The organism is Pseudomonas sp. Tof1 (assembly GCF_055390395.1).
Genome location: NZ_AP024344.1, coordinates 1,352,087 through 1,371,495, shown reverse-complemented (window position 1 = coordinate 1,371,495; position 19,409 = coordinate 1,352,087). Strand labels below are relative to the sequence as shown.

Annotated in this window: 13 protein-coding genes and 2 pseudogenes; all 15 read right to left on the bottom strand. The window is 62.2% G+C overall.

The window, feature by feature from the left end:
* A complete protein-coding gene (locus ACZ5KU_RS06205) occupies positions 1–1,632 on the bottom strand; it encodes a CTP synthase (RefSeq protein WP_054058431.1) in 1,632 nt (543 codons plus the stop codon).
* 274 nt (positions 1,633–1,906) lie between these two features.
* On the bottom strand, positions 1,907–3,235 hold the full coding sequence (gene tilS / locus ACZ5KU_RS06200; RefSeq protein WP_464736922.1) for a tRNA lysidine(34) synthetase TilS: 1,329 nt from the start codon (positions 3,233–3,235) through the stop codon (positions 1,907–1,909).
* A 164-nt stretch (positions 3,236–3,399) separates the two neighbouring features.
* Positions 3,400–4,347, bottom strand: a complete 948-nt coding sequence (locus ACZ5KU_RS06195; protein ID WP_054058433.1) for an acetyl-CoA carboxylase carboxyltransferase subunit alpha — start codon at positions 4,345–4,347, stop codon at positions 3,400–3,402.
* A gap of 149 nt (positions 4,348–4,496) precedes the next feature.
* A complete protein-coding gene (dnaE, locus tag ACZ5KU_RS06190; RefSeq protein ID WP_416772010.1) occupies positions 4,497–8,021 on the bottom strand; it encodes a DNA polymerase III subunit alpha in 3,525 nt (1,174 codons plus the stop codon).
* 72 nt (positions 8,022–8,093) lie between these two features.
* Positions 8,094–8,711, bottom strand: a complete 618-nt coding sequence (gene rnhB, locus ACZ5KU_RS06185) for a ribonuclease HII (RefSeq protein ID WP_054058481.1) — start codon at positions 8,709–8,711, stop codon at positions 8,094–8,096.
* An 11-nt stretch (positions 8,712–8,722) separates the two neighbouring features.
* Positions 8,723–9,852 (bottom strand): annotated as a pseudogene (lpxB, locus tag ACZ5KU_RS06180) (lipid-A-disaccharide synthase).
* Positions 9,853–9,854: 2 nt separating this feature from the next.
* Complete coding sequence (gene lpxA / locus ACZ5KU_RS06175) at positions 9,855–10,631, bottom strand: acyl-ACP--UDP-N-acetylglucosamine O-acyltransferase (protein WP_054058436.1); 777 nt, start codon at positions 10,629–10,631, stop codon at positions 9,855–9,857.
* Complete coding sequence (gene fabZ / locus ACZ5KU_RS06170; protein ID WP_017906265.1) at positions 10,628–11,068, bottom strand: 3-hydroxyacyl-ACP dehydratase FabZ; 441 nt, start codon at positions 11,066–11,068, stop codon at positions 10,628–10,630. The genes lpxA and fabZ overlap by 4 nt, the downstream gene beginning before the upstream one ends.
* 105 nt (positions 11,069–11,173) lie before the next feature.
* Positions 11,174–12,229: a UDP-3-O-(3-hydroxymyristoyl)glucosamine N-acyltransferase gene (gene lpxD, locus ACZ5KU_RS06165; protein ID WP_054058437.1), complete on the bottom strand. Its 1,056-nt coding sequence runs from the start codon at positions 12,227–12,229 to the stop codon at positions 11,174–11,176.
* A 3-nt stretch (positions 12,230–12,232) separates the two neighbouring features.
* Positions 12,233–12,736, bottom strand: a complete 504-nt coding sequence (locus ACZ5KU_RS06160) for an OmpH/Skp family outer membrane protein (protein WP_017906267.1) — start codon at positions 12,734–12,736, stop codon at positions 12,233–12,235.
* A gap of 44 nt (positions 12,737–12,780) precedes the next feature.
* Entirely contained in the window at positions 12,781–15,168 is a 2,388-nt protein-coding gene (bamA, locus tag ACZ5KU_RS06155) for an outer membrane protein assembly factor BamA (RefSeq protein ID WP_054058438.1), read from the bottom strand.
* 75 nt (positions 15,169–15,243) lie between these two features.
* A pseudogene (rseP, locus tag ACZ5KU_RS06150) lies at positions 15,244–16,595 on the bottom strand (sigma E protease regulator RseP).
* A gap of 54 nt (positions 16,596–16,649) precedes the next feature.
* Complete coding sequence (gene ispC, locus ACZ5KU_RS06145; RefSeq protein ID WP_054058440.1) at positions 16,650–17,840, bottom strand: 1-deoxy-D-xylulose-5-phosphate reductoisomerase; 1,191 nt, start codon at positions 17,838–17,840, stop codon at positions 16,650–16,652.
* Entirely contained in the window at positions 17,837–18,649 is an 813-nt protein-coding gene (locus ACZ5KU_RS06140) for a phosphatidate cytidylyltransferase (protein ID WP_464736921.1), read from the bottom strand. The genes ispC and ACZ5KU_RS06140 overlap by 4 nt, the downstream gene beginning before the upstream one ends.
* A complete protein-coding gene (uppS, locus tag ACZ5KU_RS06135; protein WP_054058442.1) occupies positions 18,649–19,404 on the bottom strand; it encodes a polyprenyl diphosphate synthase in 756 nt (251 codons plus the stop codon). The genes ACZ5KU_RS06140 and uppS overlap by 1 nt, the downstream gene beginning before the upstream one ends.
* Positions 19,405–19,409: the final 5 nt, after the last annotated feature.

Below are 19,409 nucleotides of genomic sequence, written 5' to 3'. Positions count from 1 at the left end.
TCACGCCTTCTTCTGGTGTTGGGCCAGTGCCGCCTTGACGAAACCGCTGAACAGCGGATGACCGTCACGCGGGGTCGAGGTGAACTCGGGGTGGAACTGGCAGGCGACGAACCATGGATGATCCGGAGCCTCGACCACTTCCACCAGCGCGCCATCACCGGAACGACCGGAAATCTTCAGACCGGCTTCCATGATCTGCGGCAGCAGCTTGTTGTTCACTTCGTAGCGGTGGCGATGACGCTCGACGATCACGTCCTTGCCGTAGCAACCATGGACCTGGGAACCGGCTTCGAGCAGGCATTCCTGGGCGCCCAGGCGCATGGTGCCACCCAGGTCGGAGGCTTCGGTACGGGTCTCGACGGCACCGGAGGCGTCTTCCCATTCGGTGATCAGACCGACCACGGGGTGGCCGCTGCTGCGGTCGAACTCGGTGGAGTTGGCGTCCTTCCAGCCCAGCACGTTACGGGCGAACTCGATGACCGCCACCTGCATACCCAGGCAGATACCGAGGTAGGGAACCTTGTTCTCGCGAGCGTACTGGACGGCAGTGATCTTGCCCTCCACGCCGCGCAGGCCGAAGCCGCCAGGAACCAGGATCGCATCGACGCCTTCGAGCAGGCCGGTACCCTGGTTCTCGATATCCTCGGAATCGATGTAGCGCAGGTTGACCTTGGTGCGGTTGGTGATGCCGGCGTGACTCATCGCCTCGATCAGCGACTTGTAGGCGTCCAGCAGTTCCATGTACTTGCCGACCATGGCGATGGTGACTTCGTGCTCGGGGTTGAGCTTGGCATCGACGACCTTTTCCCATTCGGACAGGTCGGCACCGTTGCACTGCAGGCCGAAACGCTCGACGACGAAATCGTCCAGGCCCTGGGCGTGCAGCACGGCCGGGATCTTGTAGATGGTGTCGACGTCTTCCAGGGAGATCACCGCACGCTCTTCAACGTTGGTGAACAGGGCGATCTTGCGACGCGAGGAGACATCCACCGGATGGTCGGAGCGGCAGATCAGCACGTCAGGCTGCAGGCCGATGGAGCGCAGCTCCTTCACCGAGTGTTGGGTCGGCTTGGTCTTGGTCTCGCCAGCGGTGGCGATGTACGGAACCAGGGTCAGGTGCATCAGCATCGCGCGCTTGGAGCCGACCTCGACCCGCAACTGGCGGATGGCTTCGAGGAACGGTTGCGACTCGATGTCGCCCACGGTACCGCCGATTTCCACCAGGGCCACGTCGGCATCGCCGGCACCCTTGATGATGCGACGCTTGATTTCGTCGGTGATGTGCGGGATCACCTGGATAGTCGCACCCAGGTAGTCACCACGGCGCTCCTTGCGCAGGACGTGCTCGTACACGCGGCCGGTGGTGAAGTTGTTGTTCTGGGTCATGGTGGTGCGGATGAACCGCTCGTAGTGACCCAGGTCCAGGTCGGTCTCGGCGCCATCATGGGTGACGAACACTTCACCGTGCTGGAACGGGCTCATGGTGCCCGGATCGACGTTGATGTACGGATCCAGCTTGAGCATGGTGACTTTCAGCCCCCGCGCCTCCAGGATGGCCGCCAATGAAGCCGAGGCAATGCCTTTCCCCAATGAAGAAACAACACCGCCCGTGACGAATATATAGCGCGTCATGAAAAACCCTAGAAGTCTGCGTTAAAGCGGTCCGAGCCGCCCGGGAAAGCGAAGGAAGGCCGAAGCCCCCGATCACCAGCATTAATCACAGTGCATCTTTCAAAAAAACCGCCGCGTTGGGACAGACCGGAAGTGACAACACCGGTACGTTGCTCGCTACACATTTTTTGGAATCGCCCAGCAAAGACTGCTTGGTAATCGGCAACTGCTGTCATTCAGGCGAATCAACAGAAGTTGTATCAAGAAGGGAGCGTAGTCTACCGGAAAGCGGCTTTCAGCTCAAACCTTGATCGCTCGAAGGTGGCTGCCACTGCAAATGCCAGTCGCCGAACGCCCGCCCGTCGAGCCCGGCCAGGTTGGCCACGGCCAGCAACTGGCCGTCCCGGTAGACCAGTGGCAAGCGGCCACGGACGAACCAGGGCACCCCGCTTTCATTGAGCAGCCGCTTGAGATCGCGATGCCCGCGATCCGGCAGGTGCAGCACCTCACCTCCCTGGCGATAGCGCACCTGCAACGGACCGGAGGGTGCCTCGCCGACGATCAGCAACTCGCCATTGTCCGGCAATTCCAGGCCACGCCGCGGGTCGCGCCAGTCGATATCCGCCCGCGGCTGGCGCAACCAGGAACCACTCAGCCACCACAGGTGCTCGTCGGCCCGGTGCAACTCGCCCTCGGCCAGGCGCCACTTGGGCCGGGCATCATGCCCGGCATCGCGCAGGTCCTCCCAGCCGGCCCAATGGTCGCTGTCCGGCAATTGCGTCAGCGGTTCCAGCCAGTGGCGCAACAGGTTGCGCTGGCGTGCCTCGGACAAGTCGGCGAGCGCATCCAGGGCCAGTGACGGCATGCCCAGCCAGTCATAGCGGGAATGGGCCTGGGCGTTGTCCAGGTCGATTTCGGCCAGGTCATCCAGCAACTCCTGGGCCTCGCGCAGATGGGCCGCGCTGCGCACCATGCTGCCGACCGCCTGCGGCCAGCGCTCGGCCAGCCCAGGAAACACCCGGTGACGCAGGTAATTGCGGGAGAACTGCTGGTCGGCGTTGGACGGGTCCTCGATCCAGTTCAGACCATGCTCGCGGGCATATTGCGCGAGCTCTGCGCGGGAAACATCGAGCAATGGCCGAACCAGATAGCCGCCACCCACTTCCCGCTCGCTCGGCATCGCCGCCAGGCCACGGACCCCTGCCCCCCGCAACAGGCGAAACAGCAACGTTTCGGCCTGATCGTCACGGTGCTGGGCGGTGAGCAGGACATCATTCAACTGAGTCACCCCGGCGAACGCCAGGTAGCGGGCATCCCGCGCGGCGCGCTCGAGACTGGTGCCCAGCTGGACGCTCACCCGCACTACCTGCAACGGCACGCCCAGCGAATCGCAGATGGCCTGGCAATGCTCGGGCCAGCTGTCGGCAGCGATCTGCAGGCCATGGTGGATATGCAGGGCCCGAAGCTCGGGCAGGGATTCGGTCTTGCCCAGGCGGGCCAGCAGGTGCAGGAGGACGGTGGAGTCGAGGCCACCGGAGAAGGCCAGGCGCCAAGTGGAGGCATTGCGCCAGGGTGCCAGGGCTTGAAGCACCCTGGAGGGCAAATCGATATCTGACTGACGCATGAATTGAGACGCCCTAGATCCTGTAGGAGCAGAGCTGGCTCGCGAAGGCGACTTCACCCATGAGGCGAACCCACTGGATGGCCGCCTGCGGCGGTTCGCGAGCAAGCTCGGCTCCTACCGTCATGCGCAGGAGCGAAGCAAGCCCGCTACCAAGGTAGCTCTACTTAGAGACCATAGCTCATCAGACGCTCATAGCGACGAGCCAGCAGCGTTTCGTTGTCGAGCTTCTTCAGCATCGCCAGTTGCGAACTCAGTTCTGCACGGATCAGCGCCGAAGCGGCCGCCGGATCACGGTGCGCGCCGCCCAGTGGCTCGGCGATGACCTTGTCGACGATGCCCAGGCCTTTCAGGCGCTCGGCGGTGATGCCCATGGCCTCGGCGGCGTCCGCAGCCTTCTCGGCGGTTTTCCAGAGAATCGAGGCGCAACCTTCCGGCGAGATCACCGCATAGGTCGAGTACTGCAGCATGTTCAACTGGTCGCATACGCCAATCGCCAGTGCGCCGCCGGAACCACCCTCACCGATCACGGTGGCGATGATCGGGGTCTTCAGGCGCGACATGACGCGCAGGTTCCAGGCGATCGCCTCGCTCTGGTTGCGCTCTTCGGCGTCGATCCCCGGGTAGGCACCCGGTGTATCGATGAAGGTCAGGATCGGCATCTTGAAGCGTTCGGCCATTTCCATCAGACGGCAGGCCTTGCGATAGCCTTCCGGACGCGGCATGCCGAAGTTGCGACGCACCTTCTCACGCACTTCGCGGCCTTTCTGGTGGCCGATGACCATTACCGGCTGGTCGTCCAGGCGGGCGATACCACCGACGATCGCAGCGTCGTCGGCGAAGTGGCGATCGCCGTGCAACTCATCGAACTCGGTGAAGATGTGTTCGATGTAGTCCAGGGTGTAAGGGCGACGCGGGTGACGCGCCAGACGAGCAATCTGCCAGCTGGTCAGTTTGCCGAAAATATCTTCTGTCAGCGTGCTGCTCTTTTCCTGCAGTCGGGAGATCTCATCGCCGATGTTCAGCGAGTTGTCATTACCGACCAAGCGCAGTTCTTCGATCTTGGCTTGCAGGTCAGCGATCGGCTGTTCGAAATCAAGAAAATTCGGGTTCATAAGCGTCCGTCTTGGGTCGAGCACAGTAGTTTTTACACAGCCTGGCCGGCCGATTGATCTGTATCGCGCCCTACATTACGGGATATGGCGCGTTCAGGTCGAGATTAAAAGTAAGTTCAAGGTCGGGGCGCACCGATGGCGCCACCACCTCAACGGTATTGGAGAAAGACGTTGTCTCGCCCTAACTGGTCACGCAATGCCTGAATCAGGCCATCCGCCGGGTCGATCTTCCAGCTGTCGCCCAGTTGCAACAGGGCCTTGGCGTCGGGACCGGTGTACTCCATGGTGATCGGGCAGGCGCCCCGGTACTGCTTGAGCAGCTCGCCCAGCCAGCGTAGCTCATTGACCTTGAGCGCAGCGCCCTGGACCTTCAGGCGCAGGCTCTCGGCCAGGTTGGTGCGGGCATCCTCCATGCTCATCACCCGCTTGACCCGCAGGCGCAGGCCGCCGGAGAAGTCGTCGTTGCTGACTTCACCTTCGACCACCACCATCGCATCGGTCTGCAACAGCGACTGGGCCGACATGAAGGCATCGGCGAACAGCGAGGCCTCGATCCGCGCCGAGCGGTCGTCGAGGGTGATGAAGCCCATCTTGTCGCCCTTCTTGTTCTTCATCACCCGCAGGGCAATGATCATCCCGGCCACGGTCTGGGTATCACGTGCCGGCTTGAGGTCGATGATGCGCTGACGGGCGAAACGGCGGATCTCGCCTTCGTACTCGTCGATCGGGTGACCGGTCAGGTACAGGCCCAGGGTGTCCTTCTCGCCACGCAGACGATCCTTCAGGGTCAGTTCGCGGGCATTGCGATGGCTGGCGTAGACATCGGCGTCCTCCTCGACGAACAGCCCGCCGAACAGATCGGCATGGCCACTGTCGGCGGTGCGGGCAGTCTGCTCGGCGGCCTTGATCGCTTCCTCCAGGGCCGACAACAGCACCGCACGGTTGCGGTCGATGTTGGCCTGGTAGGCCTTGAGCTCGTCATGGAAGTACGGCCCCAGGCGATCCAGCGCACCGCTGCGGATCAGCGCGTCCAGGGTGCGCTTGTTGATGCGCTTGAGGTCGACCCGTTCGCAGAAGTCGAACAGGTCCTTGAACGGCCCGCCTTCGGCGCGGGCCTCGACGATGGCCTCCACCGGCCCCTCGCCCACGCCCTTGATCGCCCCCAGGCCATAGACGATACGGCCATCGTCGTTGACCGTGAACTTGAAGTCGGAGTTGTTCACATCCGGCGAGTCGAGGCGCAGCTTCATGCTGCGCACTTCCTCGATCAGGATCACCACCTTGTCGGTGTTGTGCATATCCGCCGAGAGCACCGCCGCCATGAACGGCGCCGGATAGTGGGTCTTGAGCCAGGCGGTCTGGTAGGAAACCAGGCCGTAGGCGGCCGAGTGCGACTTGTTGAAACCGTAGCCGGCGAATTTTTCCACCAGGTCGAAGATGTTGCCCGCCAGGTCGGCATCGATGCCGTTGTTGGCGCAACCTTCGATGAAGCCGCCTCGCTGCTTGGCCATTTCCTCGGGCTTTTTCTTACCCATCGCCCGGCGCAGCATGTCCGCACCGCCGAGGGTGTAGCCGGCCATCACCTGGGCGATCTGCATCACCTGTTCCTGATACAGGATGATGCCGTAGGTCGGCGCCAATACCGGCTTGAGCCCCTCGTACTGATAGTCGGGGTGCGGATAGGCCAGCTCGGCACGGCCGTGCTTGCGGTTGATGAAGTCGTCCACCATGCCCGATTGCAACGGGCCCGGACGGAACAGGGCCACCAGTGCGATGAGGTCTTCCAGGCAGTCGGGCTTGAGCTTCTTGATCAGCTCCTTCATGCCGCGGGATTCGAGCTGGAACACCGCCGTGGTTTCGGCTTTCTGCAGCAGCTCGTAGGTCTTCTTGTCATCCAGCGGGATGAAGTCGATATTGACGTCGGGCAGGTTGTGCTTGGCCTGCTCGCGATTGATCGTCTCCATCGCCCACTTGATGATGGTCAGGGTCCGCAGACCCAGGAAGTCGAACTTCACCAGGCCCGCGGCCTCGACGTCATCCTTGTCGAACTGGGTCACCAGGCCGCCACCCTCTTCGTCACAGGCGATCGGCGAGAAGTCGGTGAGCTTGGTCGGCGCGATCACCACGCCACCGGCGTGCTTGCCGGTACCGCGGGTGACGCCTTCGAGCTTGAGGGCCATCTCCCAGATTTCCCGGCCATCCTCGTCGGTCTTGAGGAAGTCACGCAGAATCTCTTCCTGCTCGTAGGCCTTTTCCAGGGTCATGCCGACTTCGAAGGGAATCATCTTCGACAGGCGGTCGGCCAAGCCGTAGGACTTGCCCTGGACCCGCGCCACGTCCCGCACCACCGCCTTCGCGGCCATGGTACCGAAGGTGATGATCTGGCTCACCGCGTTGCGGCCATAGGCCTCGGCCACGTAGTCGATCACCCGGTCGCGGCCGTCCATGCAGAAGTCGACGTCGAAGTCGGGCATGGAAATACGCTCAGGGTTGAGGAAACGCTCGAACAGCAGGTCATAGGCCAGCGGATCGAGGTCGGTAATCTTCAGCACGTAGGCGACCAGCGAACCGGCACCCGAGCCCCGGCCAGGGCCCACCGGCACGCCGTTGTTCTTGGCCCACTTGATGAAGTCCATCACGATCAGGAAATAGCCGGGGAAACCCATCTGGATGATGATGTCCAGTTCGAATTTCAGGCGATCCAGATAGACCTGGCGCTTTTCCTCGTAGTTGGGCGTGGTCTCCCTGGGCCAGAGCACCGCCAGGCGCTCTTCCAGGCCTTCGTGGGACACGTGGCGCAGGTAGTCGTCGATGCCCATGCCGTTGGGTGTCGGGAAGTCGGGGAGGAAGTACTTGCCCAACTGCACCGTGATATTGCAGCGCTTGGCAATCTCCACGGTGTTTTCCAGCGCCTCGGGCAGGTCGCTGAACAGCTCGGCCATTTCCTCGGCGCTCTTGAGGTACTGCTGGTCGCTGTAGTTGCGCGAACGCCGTGGGTCGTCCAGGGCGCGACCTTCGCCGATGCACACGCGGGTCTCGTGGGCATCGAAGTCGTCCTGCTTGATGAAACGCACATCGTTGGTCGCCACCAGCGGCGCACCGATCCTGTCGGCCAGGGCCACGGCGGCATGCAGGTGTTCCTCGTCATTGACGCGGTTGGTGCGCTGCACTTCCAGATAGAAACGATCTGGGAAGATCGCCATCCACTCCAGCGCCAGGGCTTCGGCGATCTCCGGGTTGCCGGCGATCAAGGCCATGCCGATCTCGCCTTCCTTGGCCGCCGACAGCATGATCACGCCTTCGGCGGCCTGTGCCACCCACTCACGCTCGATGATGATCAGGCCGTTGCGCTGGCCATCGGTGTAGCCACGGGAGATCAGCTCGGTGAGGTTGCGGTAGCCCACGGCATTCATCGCCAGCAGGCTGAGGCGGCTCAGCGGCGCTTCGGGATCCTTGTTCGACAACCACAGGTCGACCCCGCAGATCGGCTTGATCCCGCCGCCCATGGCAGCCTTGTAGAACTTGACCAGGGAACACATGTTGCTCTGGTCGGTCACCGCCACCGCGGGCATGCCCATGCCGTTCAGGGCCTTGACCAGCGGCTTGATCCGGACCAGGCCGTCGACCAGGGAGAACTCGGTGTGCAGGCGCAGATGAACGAATGAAGCCGACATAGTGATCCTGTCCAAATCTTTGAAAACAACAAGGCCCGGATTGTACCGGGCCTTGGCTAAAACATCAGTAGGCTAGCGCCCTTCGCGGGCCTCCCAGGCCAGCCGCACGGGCGCGAACGAACGCCGGTGGATCGGCGTCGGGCCCAGGCGGATCAGGGCATCCAGGTGCACCGGCGTCGGGTAGCCCTTGTGCCCGCCGATACCGTAGCCGGGATAGATTTTTTCGAAAGCACTCATTTCACGGTCGCGGCTGACCTTGGCCAGGATCGACGCGGCAGCAATCGCCGGCACCTTGCTATCACCCTTGACCACCGCCTCCGCCGGCATCGCCAGCCTAGGGCAACGGTTGCCGTCGATCATTGCCAGGCGGGGCTGGATATGCAGCCCCTCGACCGCCCGCTGCATGGCGAGCATGGTCGCGTGGAGGATATTCAGTTCGTCGATTTCCTCGACCTCGGCCCGGGCGATGCACCAACTCAAGGCCTTTTCCTGAATCTCGTCGAAGAGTTTTTCGCGCCGGGCCTCGGTCAGCTTCTTCGAGTCATTCAACCCGAGGATCGGGCGACCCGGATCGAGGATCACCGCGGCCGTCACCACCGCACCACAAAGCGGACCACGACCGACCTCATCAACACCGGCTACCAGCTCTCCGGCATCGGCCACCAGGGAAAAATCCAGTCCCATCTGCATCTTGGCATTACTCATACGGGTTTTGCGATCAACGCCAGCACCGCCTCGGCGGCCTGGTTCGAAGCATCCAGACGCAAGGTCCGGTGGATCTCGTCGAAACTGCGGGTCTGCTCCTCGCCACCCTCGATCAGCGGCGACAGGGTTTTCGCCAACGCCTCGGGCGTGGCGTCATCCTGCAGCAACTCGGGCACCAACAGGCGCTGGGCCAGCAGGTTGGGCAAGGAAATATAGGGGCTTTTCACCAGACGCTTGAGAATCCAGAAGGTCAACGACGCCAGGCGATAGGCAACCACCATCGGCCGCTTGTACAGCAGCGCCTCCAGGGTCGCGGTACCGGACGCGATCAACACCGCGTTACAAGCCGCCAGGGCCTTGTGGGACTGGCCGTCGAGCAGGGTCAACGGCAAGTCGCGTCCGACCAGCAACGCCTCGACCTGGGTACGCCGTTGCGGGCTGGCACAGGGCATGACAAAGCGGATACCGGGATCAGTGGCGCGCAAACGCTCGGCCGCATCGAGGAACAAGGCGCCAAGCCGTCCGACCTCACCGCCACGGCTGCCGGGCATCAGCGCCACCAGCGGGCCATCCGGCAAACCGAGCTCGGCACGGGCAGCCGCGCGATCGGCCTCCAACGGAATCGTATCGGCCAGGGGGTGGCCGACGAATCGTACCGGCACACCCTTCTCTTCATAGAAGCGCGCTTCGAACGGCAGCAGCGTCAGCATCAGGTCGCAGCCTTCGCGGATCTTCAGCACCCGCTTCTGACGCCAGGCCCAGACGGATGGACTGACATAGTGCACGGTTCTGATCCCGGCACGGCGCAGCTTGAGTTCGATATTGAGGGTGAAGTCGGGGCATCGATACCGATGAACACATCCGGCTGCTCGGCGATCAGCGTCCGGATCAGCAGCTTGCGCCGCTTCAGCAGCTCCGGCAGGCGCCCGAGCACTTCGACCAGCCCCATCACCGACAGGCGTTCCATGGGGAAATAGGAAACCAGCCCTTCAGCCTCCATCAATGGCCCACCCACCCCGATGAATTCGGCATCGGGATGACGAGCCTTGAGTGCACGCATGAGGCCGGAGCCGAGAATGTCGCCGGACGCTTCGCCGGCGACCAGCGCAATACGCAGACCGGCCATGATCAGCGGGTGATGCCGCGGGTCGAGGACTGGATCGATTCGAGAAACACCGCCACCTCAGGATACTGAGCGGCAGGCTCGACCAGTTCGGCAATCGCCTGCTCCACGGTCAGGCCCTGGCGATAAACCACCTTGTAGGCACGGCGCAGCGCATGGATCGCCTCCTCGCTGAAACCACGACGGCGCATGCCCTCGAAGTTCATGCTGCGGGCCTCAGCCGGGTTGCCGAACACCGTGACATAGGCGGGAACGTCCTTGCCGATGGCGGTGCCCATCCCGGAAAAGCTGTGGGCACCGATATGGCAGAACTGATGCACGAGGGTGTAGCCGGAAAGGATCGCCCAGTCGTCGACGTGCACATGCCCGGCCAACGCGGTGTTGTTGACCAGGATGCAATGGTTGCCGATCACGCTGTCATGGCCGATATGGGCATAGGCCATGATCAGGTTGTGGTCGCCCAGGGTGGTTTCCGAACGGTCCTGGACAGTGCCCCGATGAATCGTCACGCCTTCGCGGATGACGTTGTGGTCACCAATGACCAGGCGAGTCGCCTCGCCCTTGTATTTCAGATCCGGGGTATCTTCGCCTACCGAGGAAAACTGGTAGATGCGGTTGTGCTTGCCGATCCGGGTCGGGCCCTTGAGGATCACATGCGGCCCGATCACTGTCCCCTCGCCGATTTCCACACCTGCGCCGATGATCGACCAGGGGCCGACCTCGACACCTTCGGCCAGAACGGCCGTCGGATCGATGATTGCACGAGGGTCAATCAGACTCATACTGCCCGTTCCGCACAGGTAATCTCGGCCGAGCAGACTGGCTTGCCATCAACCAGCGCGCGGCATTCGAACTTCCAGATAGTGCTCTTGCGGCTGGAGAACTTGGCTTCGAGAACCAGTTTGTCTCCCGGCACCACAGGCTGGCGGAAGCGCAGCTTGTCGGAACCGACGAAGTAGTACAGGGTGCCGTCGGCAGGCTTCGCTCCCAGCATCTTGAAACCCAGGATACCGGCAGCCTGAGCCATGGCTTCGATGATCAGCACGCCCGGCATGATCGGATGCGCCGGGAAGTGACCATTGAAGAACGGCTCGTTGATGCTGACATTCTTGTAGGCACGAATGCTCTTGGCCTCGAAATCCAGTTCCTCCACCCGGTCCACCAGCAGGAACGGGTAACGGTGAGGCAGATATTCGCGAATCTCGTTGATGTCCATCATTTCGTGGGGAAGCCTGTAGTAAAGATGGGGAGCACACCCCGGCAGGGTGAGCTCCTCTAGCAAATCAAGGAGGCAGTCTAACGACTACTTGATATGGAAATGGTATCAGCCTTCAGATGAAGCATGCGCGTCCGGGGTCACGTTCCCGACACGTTTTTCCAACTGCCGCAGCCGCCGCGACATGTCGTCGAGCTGACGAATGCGGGCCGCACTCTTGCGCCATTCGGCCGCTGGCTGCATCGCCGTGCCGGAAGAATAGGCACCTGGCTCGGTAATCGAGTGGGTCACCATGGTCATCCCGGTCAGGAACACGTTGTCGCAAATCTCGATATGCCCCACCAGCCCGACACCGCCGGCGAGCATGCAGTGCTTGCCGATCTTGGTGCTGCCGGAAATGCCGCAGCAGGCGGCCATGGCGGTGTGATCCCCCACTTGAACGTTATGGGCGATCTGGATCTGGTTATCGAGCTTGACGCCGTTGCCCAGGATCGTATCGGCCAATGCGCCACGGTCGATGGCGGTATTCACGCCGATCTCCACATCGTCGCCGACCAGCACACCGCCGATCTGGGCGATCTTGTTCCAGACACCCTTTTCATTGGCGAAACCGAAACCTTCGCCACCGAGCACGGCGCCCGACTGGATGACCACGCGCTTGCCGATGCGCACATCGTGATACAGGGTCACCCGTGGAGCCAGCCAGCCACCCTCGCCGATCTCGCAACGCGCACCGATGAAGCAGTGGGCGCCGATGGTGACGCCCGCGCCGATGCGCGCACCGCTCTCGATCACCACGAAGGCGGCAATGCTCGCCGTCGGGTCGACCGTTGCATCCTCGGCCACCACGGCGCTCGGGTGAATACCGGCAGCCGCCTTGGGTTTCGGATCGAACAGGTGCGAAATTCGCGCATAGGCCAGGTAGGGATCAGCCACCACCAGGGCATCGCCGGCATAGCCTTCGGCATCAGCGGCCTTGAGCAGAACCGCGCCAGCCCGGCTGTCCAGGAGGTACTTGCGGTATTGGGGGTTTGCCAGGAAGCTCAATTGAGCTGGGCCGGCCTCCTGCAAGGTGGCCAGCCCAGTGATTTCCTTCTCCTCGGAACCACGCAGGGTGGCACCGAGGATCTCGGCCAGCTGGCCGAGCTTGATAGTCGCAGTCATGGGTTACTTCAGCTGGTTCATGCGCTCGATGACTTGGCGAGTGATGTCGTACTGAGGTTTGACATCGATCACCGCGCCACGCTCGAACACCAGGTCGTAGGCACCTTTCTTGATGACTTCTTCCACGGCGCTGTCCAGCTTCGGCTTCAGTTGCTTGAGCATGTCGCGATCGGCAACGGCCTTGGCTTCGTTCAGTTCCTTGGACTGGAACTGGAAGTCACGGGCCTTTTGCTTGAACTCAAGCTCCAGACGCTCACGCTCGCCTTGCTGCATCTTGTCGCCACCGCTGACCAGACGATCCTGGATACCCTTGGCGCTGCTTTCCAGAGCCTTGAGCTTGGTCAGTTGCGGGCCGAATTTCTTCTCGGCATCCACGGCGTACTTCTTGGCCGCATCGGATTCCAGCAGGGCCATCTGATAGTTCAGCACGGCGATTTTCATTTCGGCAAAGGCCGGGGTCGCTACCAGAACGCTTGCCAGCAGCACCAGTTGGGTCAACTTACGCACGATAAACTCCTACAAAATCCATTGTCATTAGCTGGGGCAGAACCTTAGAAGGTCTGACCGAGGGAGAACTGGAACACCTGAGTTTCGGCGTTGTCCGGCTTCTTCACGGGCATCGCCAGGGCAAAACTCAACGGACCCAGCGCTGTGACCCAGGTCACCCCAACACCCACGGAGCTGGCCAGGTTGCTGAAACTGATGTCGTTGCACTGCGTCTGCGACAGCGTGCCGTTGGTGTTCTTGACCTGTTCGCACTTGGAGTCGAACACGTTACCCACGTCCCAGAACAGTGAGGTCCGCAGGGAACGCTGGTCCTTGACGAACGGCAGCGGGAACAGCAACTCGGCACCACCCTGGATCAGCACGTTGCCACCGAACGGCAGCGGGTCGTTGTCCGAGTCGGCGATGGTACCCACGTTGCCGGTCACGCCCACGCCACGGCTCGGCGTACCGCGCGGACCGAGGGTGCTGTCCTTGAAGCCACGGACCGAGTTGAAACCACCAGCATAGTAGTTCTCGTAGAACGGCAGGCCATGGGTGGAGCCATAACCGTCGCCATACCCCAGCTCGCTATGGAAGCGCATGGTGTAGGTGTCGGTCAAAGGCGTAAACACCTGGCCACGATAGTCGAGCTTGAAGAACGACAGGTCGCTACCCGGCGTGGTGGTTTCCAGGGTCAGGCTCTGGGAGTGACCACGGGTTGCCAGTACGCCCTTGTTCAAGGTCGACTCGGACCAACCGGCCGATGCCTTGAAGTTCAGGTAGTTGCTGCCGTTCTCGTTGACGAAGTTGAAGATCTCGTCGACGGTGTACAGACCGGTCTTGATCTTGTCCTGCTGTGCGGTCAGGCCGAAGGTCAGACGGGAAGTCTCGCTGATCGGGTAGCCCACGCTCACACCGGCACCCAGGCTGTCCACCGCATAGCTCGCTACGTCGACGTCGAGGTCCTTGTAGTCGGTGGTGCGGTAGAACACGTTGTAGCCCAGGCTGACGCCATCGGCGGTCCAGTAGGGGTCAACGTAGCCGAAGTTGTAGCGGCTCTGGTATTCGCTGCGGGTCAGGCCGATGCTGACCTTGTTACCGGTACCGAGGAAGTTGTTCTGGGTGATCGAACCACCGAGGATCAGACCGGCGCTCTGGGCGAAACCGACGCTGGCGGTGATCGAACCGGAGGCCTGCTCTTCCACGGCGTAGTTCACATCGACCTGGTCATCGACACCCGGCACGGCTGGCGTCTCGACGTTGACTTCCTTGAAGAAGCCCAGGCGCTCCAGACGGGTCTTGGACTGGTCGATCAGGTAGGTCGAAGCCCAGCCGCCTTCCATCTGGCGCATTTCCCGACGCAGCACTTCGTCCTCGGACTTGGTGTTGCCACGGAAGTTGATACGGTTCACGTAGGCACGCTTGCCCGGGTCGACCACGAAGGTGATGTCGACGGTGTGGTCATCGTCGTGCGGCGTCGGTACACCGTTGACGTTGGCGAAGGTGTAGCCGTCGTTACCCAGGCGGCGGGTGATCAGTTCGGAGGTGGTGGTCATCAGCTTGCGCGAGAACACCTGGCCCGGCTCGACCAGCAGCAGGGACTTGACCTGGTCCTCAGGCACCTTCAGGTCACCGCTGAGCTTGACGTCGCGGACCTTGTACTTCTGGCCTTCGGTGATGTTGACGGTGATATAGACGCTCTTCTTGTCCGGCGTGATCGACACCTGGGTCGAGGCGATATCCATGTTGATATAGCCGCGGTCCAGGTAATAGGAACGCAGGCGCTCCAGGTCACCGGAAAGTTTCTCACGGGCGTACTTGTCGTCGTTCTTGAAGAACGACAGCCAGTTGGTGGTCTTGAGTTCGAACAGGTCGGTCAGGTCGTCGTCCGGGAATACCGTGTTACCCACCACGTTGATGTGCTGGATCGCGGCAACGGTACCTTCGTTGATCTTAATCTTCAGGCCGACGCGGTTACGGGGTTGTGGCACCACTTCGGTCTCGACCTCGGCCGAGTAGCGGCCCTGGGCGACGTACTGACGCTGCAGTTCGTTACGCACGCCTTCGAGGGTGGCGCGCTGGAAGATCTCGCCTTCGGCCAGGCCGGACTGCTTCAGCCCCTTCATCAGGTCGTCAGTCGAAATTGCCTTGTTGCCTTCGATATCGATGCTGGCCACGGAAGGTCGCTCGACCACCGTGATGACCAGGACGTTACCGTCGCGCCCCAGCTGGATATCCTGGAAGAAACCGGTTTTGAACAGCGCACGGGTGGACTCCACCAGGCGACGGTCATCCGCTTGATCCCCGACGTTCAACGGCAACGCACCGAACACGCTACCGGCGGATACCCGCTGGAGGCCGTTGACACGGATATCGGAGATAGTGAAGGACTCGGCGTGAACTTCGGCGATCATCAATACGGTGAGAACCGCAGTTAGCAGCAGACGTTTCATGAAGTCCTTTCTTATTCCAACTGGCAATAAACAAACTGCCGCAAGATGCGGCAGATTCGCAATTTTAGCGACGCGTTACAGTCGACCCAGATCGTTGACCAGGGCAAGCAGCATGACCCCGACCACCAAACTGATACCGATCTGTACCCCCAACCTTGTACTCGCTCCGACAAGGGGCGACCACGTGCCCACTCGATCAGATAAAACAGCAAGTGTCCCCCATCCAGTACCGGGATGGGCAACAGATTCAGAACCCCCAGGCTGATGCTCAGATAAGCAAGGAAATTCAGGAAATCAGCGACGCCCGACTGGGCTGAAGCGCCCGCCACTTTAGCAATGGTTATCGGTCCGCTCAAGTTTTTTACCGAGAGCTCGCCGAACAGCATTTTCTTCAGGGAATCCAGGGTCAGGACACTCATGGTCCAGGTACGCCTGGCACCCTCGCCGATCGCCGCAACGGGCCCGTAGCTGACTTCGCGAAGCATCTGCGGCGGCCAATCCGCGGCCTTGACGCCCGCCCCCAGGTAACCGGTGGCGGCCTTGCCTTCACCGCGGGACGCCAGGGTTACGGGCAGGTCGATTTGAGCACCATCGCGCTCGACATGCAGCACAATTTTGGTATCAGGGCGTATACGCACCCAGTCCACCACCTGCTGCCAGTCATTGACCGCCTCGCCATCCAGTGACAGCAGACGGTCACCGGTCTTCAGGCCGGCGGCCTGGGCCGGACCTTTCGGGTCGAGTTCTGCCAGCAGCGGCGGCAGGGCCGGACGCCACGGGCGGATTCCCAGGGACTTGATCGGATCCGGCTCGTCGGCACCCTGCAGCCAGCGATCCAGCGCCAGCTCACGCGTAGAGTCGACGTCCGAGCCCGCCTCGCGGACCTGCAACCGCAACGTACCGCTCTCACCCAGGCGACGCACGAGTTGCAGATTGACGGCAGACCAGCCGGCGGTTGGCTCACCGTCGATCGAGACGATTTCCTGGCCTGCGGCCAGACCGGCCTTCGCGGCGATACTGCCGGCCTCGACAGCGCCGATGACCGGACGGACCTGCTGGCTGCCGAGCATCGCCAGCACCCAGAAGAAGCTGATAGCCAGGAGGAAGTTGGCAATCGGACCGGCGGCAACGATAGCGATGCGCTGACGTACCGTCTTGCGATTGAACGCCTGGTCCAGCTCGTGCGGCGCGACAGGCGCCTCGCGCTCGTCGAGCATCTTCACGTAGCCGCCCAGCGGAATGGCCGCCACGACGAACTCGGTTCCCTGGCGATCATGCCAGCGCAACAGCGGCGTACCGAAGCCCACGGAAAAACGCAGCACCTTGACGCCGCAACGGCGTGCCACCCAGAAGTGACCGAATTCATGGAAAGTGACCAGCACCCCCAATGCCACCAGGGTGCCGACGATCATATAGAGTGCGCTCATCTACTTTCTCCGCAATCCTATCAAGTGCCGCATCGCTCGGACGCCCAGCCAGACTCAGCGTCGGTTGCGACTCAACCACTGCTCGGTCAATGCCCGTGCCTTGGCATCCGCTGCGAATACCGCGTCGAGTTCATCGACCGCGACAACAGGTTCCAGATTCAACACTTCTTCGATGATACTCGCGATCTCGGGGTAGCGGATGCGCCGTTCGAGAAATGCCGCGACCGCCACCTCGTTGGCCGCATTGAGCATCGCCGGCGCACTGCCGCCCGCCTCGGCAGCCGCCCGTGCCAGACGCAGGCAGGGGAAGCGCTGTTCGTCCGGGGCCTGGAAGTCCAGGCGTGCCACGGCAAACAGATCCAGCGGCGCCACACCGGAATCAATACGCTCAGGCCAGGCAAGTGCATTGGCGATCGGCGTACGCATATCGGGATTGCCCAACTGGGCAAGCACCGAACCATCGATGTAATCGACCAGGGAATGAATCACACTCTGCGGATGAATCACCACCTCGACCTGATCCGGCCGCGCATCGAACAGCCAGCAGGCTTCGATCAACTCCAGGCCCTTGTTCATCATGCTGGCCGAGTCGACCGAAATCTTGCGCCCCATGGACCAGTTGGGGTGGGCACAGGCCTGATCGGGCGTGACATGCTCAAGATCGGCCAGAGGCGTCTGCCGAAACGGCCCGCCGGAGGCGGTCAGCAGAATCCGACGCACCCCTACAGCGCCAAGACCACGGGCGAAATCCCCTGGCAGGCACTGGAAGATCGCATTGTGCTCGCTGTCGATCGGCAACAGCACCGAACCGCTCTTGCGCACCGCCTGCATGAACAGCGCACCGGTCATCACAAGCGCTTCCTTGTTCGCCAGCAGAATCTTCTTGCCGACCTCGACCGCCGCCAGGGTCGGACGCAGGCCTGCGGCCCCCACGATCGCCGCCATCACGGTATCGACCTCGGGATGCGAAGCGACCTCGCACAATCCCTGTTCGCCAACCAGCACCTCGGTCGACAGGCCGGCAGCGCGCAGCTCGTCCTGCAAGCGGCGGCCAGCGAGCGCATCTGGCACCACCGCAAAACGCGGACGATGGCGAACACACAGGGCCAACAGCTCGGTGAGGCGAGTGAAACCGCTCAAGGCGAACGCCTGGTAACGCTCCGGATGCCGGGCAATCACATCCAGCGTGCTCAAGCCGATGGAGCCGGTGGCTCCCAGCACGGTAACCTGTTGTGGACGGCTCACGATGCAGCGATCCACAGCAGCACAGCGAACATCGGGATAGCGGCGGTCAGACTGTCGATACGGTCGAGCACACCACCGTGCCCTGGCAGCAGGTTGCTGCTGTCCTTGACTCCCGATTGACGCTTGAACATGCTTTCGGTCAGGTCACCGACCACCGATACGAAAACGATGATCGCCGCGCCCATCAGGCTCGCGATAACCTGGCCCAGGCCCCAGCCGGAAACCAGGCCGAATACCGCGGTGATCGCCAGGCTCAGCGACAGGCCGCCATAGACGCCCTCCCAGCTCTTGCCGGGACTCACCGCCGGCGCCAACTTGCGCTTGCCGAAGGCCTTGCCGGAGAAATAGGCGCCGATATCGGCGCCCCAGACCAGAATCATCACCGCCATGATCAGCCAGTTGCCCCGGCCCGACGCATGCTGCTTGATCTCGATCAGCCCCTGCCAGGCCGGCAGCAGGATCAGGAAACCGATCACCAGCTTGCTCGCCGCGCTCGACCAGCGTGCACTGGACTGCGGGTAGGTCAGCACCAGATAGGTCGCCAGCACCCACCACAACACTGAAGCACCCAGCACCCAGGGCGCCAGGTTCGGCAGGATGTACATGAAGAACAGCAGGACCGCGACCAGCGCGGCATACGCCACCCGGGCCGGCTGCGCGTCAAAACCTGCCAACCGCGCCCACTCCCAGGCCCCGAGCGTCACGACCACGCCGATGAACAGCGCGAAACCGGAGCCCGAAAGCAGGAAGAAACCGCACAGGGCGATAGGCAGCAGGACAAGTGCGGTGATGATGCGTTGCTTGAGCATTAAACCCGGGCTCCAGCTTCGACCTGCTCGCTCGTCTTACCGAAACGACGCTGGCGGGAAGCGAAATCAGCCAGCGCGTTGCGCATGGCATCGTGTTTGAAGTCCGGCCAGAACAGGTCGGAGAAATACAGCTCGGCATACGCCAACTGCCACAGCAGGAAGTTGCTGATCCGATGTTCGCCACCGGTGCGGATGCACAGGTCCGGCAACGGCAGGTCGCCGGTGGCCAGGCAGGTCTGCAGCAGATCCGGGGTGATATCGTCCGGGCGCAGATGCCCGGCCTGCACCTCACGGGCAAGACGCTGGGCAGCCTGGGCGATATCCCACTGCCCGCCGTAGTTGGCGGCAATCTGCAGAATGAAACGATTGCTGCCCGCCGTCGCGGCTTCCGCCTCGCGCATCGCCGCCTGGAGTTCAGGGTGGAAGCGCGAGCGGTCGCCGATGATCCGCAGGCTGATGTTGTTGTCGTCGAGGCGCTTGGCTTCGCGCCGCAACGCCTTGAAGAACAGGTCCATCAAGGCGCTGACTTCGTCGGCGGGGCGCTGCCAGTTCTCACTGGAGAAGGCGAACAGGGTCAGCACCTCGACCTTGGCCTCGGCACACACCTCGATCACCGCCCGCACCGCATCGACACCGGCCTTGTGACCGGCGACGCCAGGCAAGAAACGTTTCTTGGCCCAGCGATTGTTGCCATCCATGATGATCGCCACGTGGCGCGGCACCGAGGACAGCACAGCCTGCTTGGTCTTTTCCATTGAAG

Coding starts and splice junctions, on each gene's coding strand:
- ACZ5KU_RS06205 (WP_054058431.1), bottom strand. CDS start 1,632: ATGACGCGCTATATATTCGTCACGGGCGGTGTTGTTTCTTCATTGGGG.
- tilS (WP_464736922.1), bottom strand. CDS start 3,235: ATGCGTCAGTCAGATATCGATTTGCCCTCCAGGGTGCTTCAAGCCCTG.
- ACZ5KU_RS06195 (WP_054058433.1), bottom strand. CDS start 4,347: ATGAACCCGAATTTTCTTGATTTCGAACAGCCGATCGCTGACCTGCAA.
- dnaE (WP_416772010.1), bottom strand. CDS start 8,021: ATGTCGGCTTCATTCGTTCATCTGCGCCTGCACACCGAGTTCTCCCTG.
- rnhB (WP_054058481.1), bottom strand. CDS start 8,711: ATGCAGATGGGACTGGATTTTTCCCTGGTGGCCGATGCCGGAGAGCTG.
- lpxA (WP_054058436.1), bottom strand. CDS start 10,631: ATGAGTCTGATTGACCCTCGTGCAATCATCGATCCGACGGCCGTTCTG.
- fabZ (WP_017906265.1), bottom strand. CDS start 11,068: ATGATGGACATCAACGAGATTCGCGAATATCTGCCTCACCGTTACCCG.
- lpxD (WP_054058437.1), bottom strand. CDS start 12,229: ATGACTGCGACTATCAAGCTCGGCCAGCTGGCCGAGATCCTCGGTGCC.
- bamA (WP_054058438.1), bottom strand. CDS start 15,168: ATGAAACGTCTGCTGCTAACTGCGGTTCTCACCGTATTGATGATCGCC.
- ACZ5KU_RS06140 (WP_464736921.1), bottom strand. CDS start 18,649: ATGCTCAAGCAACGCATCATCACCGCACTTGTCCTGCTGCCTATCGCC.
- uppS (WP_054058442.1), bottom strand. CDS start 19,404: ATGGAAAAGACCAAGCAGGCTGTGCTGTCCTCGGTGCCGCGCCACGTG.